Origin of the sequence: Solemya pervernicosa gill symbiont (assembly GCF_002020875.1) — a bacterium.
Lineage (GTDB): Bacteria > Pseudomonadota > Gammaproteobacteria.
The window spans coordinates 1-7257 of record NZ_MPRL01000097.1 but is presented as its reverse complement, the minus strand read 5'-3'; the positions used below and the strand labels follow the sequence as shown (position 1 = coordinate 7257).

The 7257-nt window shown below is 57.0% G+C and carries 6 protein-coding genes; 4 read left to right on the top strand and 2 right to left on the bottom strand.

The genetic code is table 11. The features are described 5' to 3' along the window. Positions 1-94: 94 nt before the first annotated feature. Together BOW52_RS15835 and BOW52_RS15830 are read right to left on the bottom strand one after the other, a co-directional pair. Positions 95-409, bottom strand: a complete 315-nt coding sequence (locus BOW52_RS15835) for an FHA domain-containing protein (protein ID WP_078485051.1) — start codon at positions 407-409, stop codon at positions 95-97. Then, a complete protein-coding gene (locus BOW52_RS15830; protein WP_078485050.1) occupies positions 397-1662 on the bottom strand; it encodes a S1 family peptidase in 1266 nt (421 codons plus the stop codon). The genes BOW52_RS15835 and BOW52_RS15830 overlap by 13 nt, the downstream gene beginning before the upstream one ends. Before the next feature lie 163 nt (positions 1663-1825). Between BOW52_RS15830 and BOW52_RS15825 the strand changes: the two genes are divergently transcribed. The 4 genes from BOW52_RS15825 to BOW52_RS15810 all read left to right on the top strand — a co-directional run bounded on the left by BOW52_RS15825 (position 1826) and on the right by BOW52_RS15810 (position 7166). Continuing rightward, positions 1826-2473: a TetR/AcrR family transcriptional regulator gene (locus BOW52_RS15825; protein ID WP_078485049.1), complete on the top strand. Its 648-nt coding sequence runs from the start codon at positions 1826-1828 to the stop codon at positions 2471-2473. Next, complete coding sequence (locus tag BOW52_RS15820) at positions 2470-3486, top strand: efflux RND transporter periplasmic adaptor subunit (protein WP_078485048.1); 1017 nt, start codon at positions 2470-2472, stop codon at positions 3484-3486. Before BOW52_RS15825 ends, BOW52_RS15820 begins: the two co-directional genes overlap by 4 nt. A gap of 3 nt (positions 3487-3489) precedes the next feature. After that, a complete protein-coding gene (locus tag BOW52_RS15815) occupies positions 3490-6651 on the top strand; it encodes an efflux RND transporter permease subunit (protein WP_078485047.1) in 3162 nt (1053 codons plus the stop codon). 89 nt (positions 6652-6740) lie between these two features. After that, positions 6741-7166, top strand: coding sequence for a glycosyltransferase (locus BOW52_RS15810; RefSeq protein ID WP_172840391.1), 426 nt, complete (start codon positions 6741-6743; stop codon positions 7164-7166). Positions 7167-7257: the final 91 nt, after the last annotated feature.

The window sequence follows — 7257 nt, the reverse complement described above, 5'->3', positions numbered from 1 at the left end:
CGGGGCGCCGCAGGCATAAACGGTCGCGTGAAGTTTTTGCTGTTTGCTTGGGCTTGGATGCCCAAAACAAACTCTCGCAAAAATAGCGACTCCCCTATACCGGCTGGCTGCTTGAGAAGAGCGTTAATCTTGAGCGCCCGATCGAGAGTTGATCACCCGAGGCGATGGCATGGCCTGCGCCGCTGATCTCATGGCTGTTGAGCCGGGTCGGATTGGTATCATCGAGCACATCAACGAACCACTCGCCATCGCGTTGTTCGACGGCGACCTGAGTGGGGGCTATATAAGGATCGGTGAGGATGAGGCTGTTGTCGTATCCACGTCCGAAGGTGATGCGCTCACCACCACTTCTAAAAACCTCGGCCACTCGACCGTGACGGGTGCCGACCTGAACAACTAGCTCTTCCATTGCATCGACTCCATAAACAGTTTGAAGAGCGAGAGGGCGTTCTGCTTGCTAATGCCGCTGGCACCCACTGTGATCAACGCAGCCTTCTCATACTCGTCGACCGAGACCATCAATAGTGAAGCGTCGTAGAGCTCCGCGTAGTCGCGGTAGCTGCGCAGACAATTAGAAACTTTCCATGAATGGTCTGCGAGGGTGACAAAATGGGTTGTGCAAGCAAACTCGGTGATGCGTTCCTTGTCACTGGTGTTCCCGAAGCGGGGGTGTTCGAAGCGTTTCTCCAGTGTGTTGTAGAACTGTGCTGTGTTTAACCGATCGGCATCGAACCACTCATAGTTGTAGACGAAGGTACCGGTTCTGAAATCGCTGTCGATATAGAGATTGTCCTGGCTTTTGCAGTGTTTATGAAAGCTGCTGTAGCGGATCTCCGGACTCTCCTCGGCGTGGCCCCAGCACTTGAGTGACTGCTTGAGCTGGCCGGGTAACAGCAGTTCGCCAAATGGAGTCAGCGGTGTTTTTGCGTTGAAAAGAGAGCTGTAGAACTGATTCTGATCACTGAATAGTGCCTTGCCGATCTGTCTCTGGTACTCGCTCGATGGGGTCGAATCAGAGAGGTTGTCGATAAGCTGTCGGAGTTTGATCGCCGGTACCAGGAAACTAATATGCTCGCCCCCCTTGGAGACGTTGATACCGACCACGCGGCCGGCCTGATTAACGGCGGGGCCACCGCTCATGCCGGGATTGAGCGAGCCGGAGAAGTGGAGGCGGTCGTAACGTGAGGTTTCAACCAGACCGTTATAGTTGCCTTCGATAATCGTCATGCCGAGATCGTGGGGATTACCGATTGAGTAGATGCGCTCGCCCTGTTGAGGGCCTCCATCGCTGATTGAAAAGTAGGCGGTTTCGCGCTGTTCGATCTGAAGAATTGCCAGGTCGTTAATGATGTCGAAACCAACCAACTTCGCTTGTAGGTGGGTATCGTCGTGCTGTTTTACCTCGAGCCGGAAATTCTCTGGTTTCTGCACATAGCTTGAGACGACGTGATAGTTGGTGGCTATATGACCATCTGCAGTGACGAGAAAGCCGGAGCCGATGCTCGACTGATCCGAGGTGTAGGTGTCGAGTACCCGTACCTGATAGACCTGCTGCTTCAGCGCACTGAAGAGCTGGCGTGCCTCATCGGCGGCGTGGCTTATCGATGAGCAGGCGAAGAGTGCCAGCAGTAATGCTGAGTGGAGGGTGATTCGGTTCACCATGTCTCTCCCTGTGGTGTGATGTCCATTTGAAAGGGGATGATAAAGGAGCCGAGCAGCTCTAGGCAAAGCGAACTAATCGGATACCGCTTCACTTCATACTTGAATTTCCGGGAGGGTTTCATATGCTTGTTTCAAACGGTTGTTTGAAATAGGTAGGGGGAGTATGGGAGAGCAAGAGGTTGAGAATACCCGCGAGCGTCTGCTGCGGGCGGCGACGGCGGTCTTTGCCGAGTGTGGTTTTGAGGCGGCGACGGTGCGTGAGATCTGCAGCCGGGCGGGGGCGAATATCGCCGCTGTTAATTATCATTTTGGTGATAAGCGTAACCTCTACGCCTCGATTTTCGATCGTGTTTTTGAGGCGGTACGCGCCTATCGCACACCATTTCTGCCGCGTAGTGAACCCCCCGAGCAGCGGTTGGCTATCTATGTTCGTGCCTTCTTCGAGGAGCTCTACTACTGCGAGGAGGATCAGCGGGAGGCGGGTGATATCGCCGCTATCTATCTGATGGAGATGGCCCGGCCTACTGAAGCACTCGACCATATCGTGCAGGCCTACATCGCCGCCGATGCCGAGGAGCTGCAGGATATCGTTACCGCGATGCTCGGTCCTGATGCCGAACCGGAAGTGGTACTCAACTGCGCCTCGAGTATCGCCGGACAGGTGCTCTACTACTACCACGCGCAGCCGTTGATCGCCCGTCTCCATCCCGAAGTTCCAGCGATTAGAGAACGTGTCGACGCGTTGGTCGACCATGTGGTGAGATTTTCACTGGCAGGTGTCAGCAGCTTCAAGCAGGGGAGTAACGGATGATGAAGATGATGAGATTGCTGATTTCGACGTTGCTGTTCGGTGCGTCGGTAGTGAGTGTGCAGGGTGCCGAAGAGTCGCAGACGGTGGTAACGGCACAGCCCGCCTTTCGCCAGGTTTCCCTAACTGGTTTCTCACGTGCCCATGCGCGGTTGCCGCTGGTGGCTGAGAGCAGTGGCAAGGTGTTGAGTGCGAATGCAGATGTCGGGGATGTAATCGGCCCGAAGGGATTCTTTGCAAGGCTTGATCCAACTTTTATCAAGCTCGATATCGAGGCGAATCGTATCCAGCAGAAACAACTGCGTTCGCGTATCGATTACGACAAGCTCGAGGCCAAGCGCTACCGGGAGCTGAGCAGTAAGGGGAGTGCCTCCAAGTCGCGCCTTGATGAGTTGGAGCAGCAGCTGCGCGATAGCCGCCTGCGTCTGGCTGAGCTGAAGGTGCATGAGAAAACCCTGGCGGAGCGGCTGCAGCGAACCGCAGTTACGGCACCCATCGGGTGGCGAGTGACCAGTCGTCTGATCGAGCCCGGCCAGCGGGTGAATGAGGGCGAAGTGCTGGGGGAGGTGGCCGATTTCTCACAGCTGCTGGTCCCCTTTGCCCTGACACCGAGTCAGTTCGCGGCAATACGACAGCAGCAGGATCAACTTGAGCTGACCCTGCCAGACTGGGGCGTGAGTGTTGCAGCGACCCTATACCGGATTAATCCCGGTTTCGATCAAGATACGCGCAAGATCGTGGTCGAGCTGCAGTTGGCGGGAGAGCTACCCGAACGGCGTGGCGGTCTGCGACTGCTGCTCGATCTGAAACTACCAGAGCGTAGCGGTGCGGTAACGCTTCCCGCTGCGGCGGTAGAGGAGAGTTATGACGAGTTTTGGCTGACCCGAGAGGATGGCGAGCGAATCAGGGTCGTACAGCTCGGTGTTCACAATACAGATAGCGAGCAGCGCTATCTGCGCCTCGCCTCGCCGCAGATCAAAGCGGGTGATCGCTTCATCCTGCGTGGGGGCGAGTAACCGATGCGCCCGGTCGTTAAATTCTCCCTCAAGCAGAACGTCCTCTTTAATCTGGTCTTCGTGCTGCTGATCGTTGCCGGTGCCTTCTCGGTGATGGAGCTACCGGTCGAGCGTTACCCGCAGGTCAACTTCGGCAAAGTGTTGATCTCCAGTTTCTACCCGGGCGCCTCGCCGAGCGATGTGGAGGCGCTGGTGACCCGCGAGATCGAGGAGTCGCTCGAGGGGTTGGAGGATGTCGAGTTCATCCGTGCCAACTCCTCGCGTGAGTTCTCGGTGATCGTGGTCAAGTTCCGTGATGATGTCGACTACGATGCGCGCTATGACGAGCTGCGGTTCCGCGTGCTCTCGATGCTCGGTGATCTACCCGATATGGTCGAGCCGCCGAGCTTCACCATGATCCAGACCGCCGACTGGTTGCCGGTGGTCTCGGTCAACCTGGTTGGCGAGCGCTCCAACCGTGCGCTCTCGATGATGGCCAAGGAGCTGAAGATACCGCTTGAGCAGGTCGATGGGGTGCAGGAGGTGGTGCTGGAGGGGGAGTACCAGCGCGAGTTCCACGTCTATCTCGATATCGGGCGCATGAATGCGCAGGGCATCAGCTACGAGCAGGTGGCGGCCGCGCTAGAGGCGGCCAACGTCTCGATCCCGGCGGGCGACTTCACCGATGGCTCCGGCGAGTACGTGGTCAAGGTCGATGAGAAGTTCCGTGATCGTGAGCAGGTGCTCGATACCGTTATACGCCGAGATCAGGACGGTTCCTTCGTCAAGCTGAGCGATGTGGCGAGTGATGCGAAGATCTCCCATCGTGATCCGCATGTGATCACCTCGGTCAATGGCCGTGATGGCGTCACACTCAAGATTCTCAAGACCGAGGATGGCAATGCACTGACCATCTTTGATGGGATCGACCGAGTGGTTAGCGGCTTTATTCCGGTGCTACAGAAGCAGGGGGTTGAGGTTGTCCTGACCCAGGACTCATCGACCTATATCGAGGAGTCGATCAGCACCCTGGGCTGGAACATGGCGCTCGGAATCGTGCTGGTGAGCCTGATCATCTGGTACTTCATGGGCTTTCGCAATGCAGCATTGACCACCGTCGGTATCCCCTTCGCCTTCCTGGTCACGATGATTTTGATGAAGCTGACAGGCAACTCGCTCAATGAGATCACGCTCTTCTCCTTCGTGCTCGTCTCCGGCATCGTCGTCGATGATGCGATCGTGGTGGTGGAGAATATCTACCGCCATGTGCAGAAGGGGGATGATCTCTCTAAGGCGATTATCGATGGCACCTCCGAGGTGATGATTCCGGTCATCGCGGCCACTGCCACCACCGTTGCTGCCTTCCTGCCGATGCTGCTGATGACCGGCTCGACGGGTGAATTCTTCGCCCTGATCCCGAAGGCGGTCAGCTTTGCGATTATCGCCTCGCTGATCGAGTGTCTACTGATTCTACCGCTCCACTACCGAGACTACGGACCGAAGCCGGGTCATGTGCCCGATGAGGATCACGATAATGCGCTGATGCGTCCGCTACGCAACATCACCGAACGGATCGTCAACGTAACGATGCGTTTTCGTATCACCAGTGTCTCGTTGGTGGTGGTCGCCTTCTTTGTTGCCATCTCCATTCTGGTGATGTCGATAACCGGTGCCTCCTCGCTGATTCGCATCAAGTTCTTCCCCGACGACTACAACCTCTACTACGCCTTCATCGAAGGATCGGCCGATACCTCGATTGAGGAGACAGCGAAAAAGACCAAAGAGATGGCGCGTTTTGTGATGGCCGATGGCGAGGGTTACGCACGTTCGGCGGCAGGCTTTGGCGGTTTTTCGGTGACCGAAGATTATGAGCAGGAGTTTGGCCACAATCGCGGCACGGTGATGGTGGCGCTGCCGAAAAAGGATCAGCGCGCCTTCGAGGGTGCACAGGCCCATCTGGAACGGATGCGAGAGCGGCTGGTCGAGCGCTTTGCCGGTAATGGATTCGAGATCAAGGTGCGTGCAGAGAAGGATGGTCCGCCAGCGGGCAAGGATCTTAACGTGCGCATTGTCGGCGATAACGAGGCGAGTGTGAACGGACTGGCCGAGGATGTCCTGCAGGCGCTACGTGGAAACGAACAGTTTGCCGAACATCTCACCCAGCTCGAGGATGATAGTGGTCTACCCGCGCGTGTGTTTCGCATGGTGGTCGATCAGGCGCGGACCCAGGAGCATGGGTTGACCACTGCCGATGCAGCGCGTCTTGCTGCCTCGGTGCTCGACGGTCGCTTTATCGGTAAGTTTCGTGCCGCCGAGGAGGAGATCGATCTCAAGCTGCGGGTCGATCCCACCTTCCTCGATAGTCCTGAGGCCGCACTCGATGTGCCGCTGCTACAGCACCCCTCGGGGCCGGTCTATCTGGGTGATCTTGTCGAGCCGGTAGCGGTGGTCGAACCGGGTGAGTTACATCGCTACCAGAAGCAGCGTAGCTTGACGATTACCGCCAACATCAAAACCGGCGCGCCCTTCTCCAGTCCAACCGTGGTCGCCTGGGTGAAGGATTACTATCAGGGTATTCGTGAGAACTATCCGGGCTCGACGCTGGTCTTCGGTGGTGAGTTCGAGGAGACGCAGCGCTCCTACACCTCACTCACCTACGCCTTCGGTCTGGCGGTGTTACTGATGTACCTGATCCTGGCCACCCAGTTCCACTCCTACCTGCAACCGATGATTGTTATCTCGGCGGTGGTCTTCTCCATCATCGGCGTGGTCTTTGGCAAGATGCTGACCCAGTCGCTCTTCACCGTGAACAGTTTCATCGCCGTTGTTGGTGTTACCGGCGTGGTAGTGAACGATGCGCTGGTGCTGATCGATTTCATCAATCGTGGTTACCGCTCAGGACTGTCACGCCAGCAGGCGATTAGAGAGGGGATAAGAGTACGGTTGCGCCCGATTGTTCTGACTACGCTGACGACCACTCTCGGCCTGCTGCCGATGGCAATCGGTATCCCCAGCTACTCGCTGATCTGGGGCGCGATGGCCTCAACCTTTGTTACCGGTCTTGCCACCGCAACCTTCCTCACCCTATTTATTGTGCCGGTGGAGTGGGATCTGTTGATGGGCTTGAAGGAGCGCATGGATCGACGCAAGGCGAGGCGTCTTGAGGCGCGTGCGGGGGAGTTGTGAAACTGCGAACACGACTTAAGCGGTGGTTGGTTGAGGGGCCGATGCGCGCGCTCTTTTGTCATATTTACAGAGCTGTGATCGCAGCTGAGTTGGCCCTGCAGAAACTGTTTGATCGTTTCCTTGCGCAGCCCGAACAGAATGCAGAGCTATTGTCGCAGTTGACCATCACGATCAAAACGTTCGAGCGACCACTAGCGCTGCGACGGCTGGTTGAGTCGATTCAGCAGTTCTACCCGAGAGTCAGAATTGTGGTGGTCGACGACAGCGCCGAGCAGCTACAGCTGGACGGAGTCACGACGATCACAATGCCCTTCGATTCGGGCGTCTCAGCTGGAAGGCAGCGGGCGCTGGAGGCGGTCGAGACACGCTACGTGATGGTGCTTGATGATGACTACATCTTCACTCGACGCAGTGGGTTGGTCCCGTGCCTGCGCTATCTGCAGCGTAATGAGGCTGTCGACATCGTCGGTGGCGAGCGGATCGACCTGCCGTTCTACCGGATCAACGACCGCTGACCGCCATGGATAGCGAAGCGAAGGCGGTTAGTCCGCGATAGTCGACGCCGTCTGCATATTCGTAGTTGAGAGCGCGAGCGAACGACGAAGA

Excerpts from the sequence above, each read along its gene's own strand:
- BOW52_RS15815 (WP_078485047.1), top strand. The coding sequence starts at position 3,490 with ATGCGCCCGGTCGTTAAATTCTCCCTCAAGCAGAACGTCCTCTTTAAT.
- BOW52_RS15825 (WP_078485049.1), top strand. The coding sequence starts at position 1,826 with ATGGGAGAGCAAGAGGTTGAGAATACCCGCGAGCGTCTGCTGCGGGCG.
- BOW52_RS15835 (WP_078485051.1), bottom strand. The coding sequence starts at position 409 with ATGGAAGAGCTAGTTGTTCAGGTCGGCACCCGTCACGGTCGAGTGGCC.
- BOW52_RS15820 (WP_078485048.1), top strand. The coding sequence starts at position 2,470 with ATGATGAAGATGATGAGATTGCTGATTTCGACGTTGCTGTTCGGTGCG.
- BOW52_RS15830 (WP_078485050.1), bottom strand. The coding sequence starts at position 1,662 with ATGGTGAACCGAATCACCCTCCACTCAGCATTACTGCTGGCACTCTTC.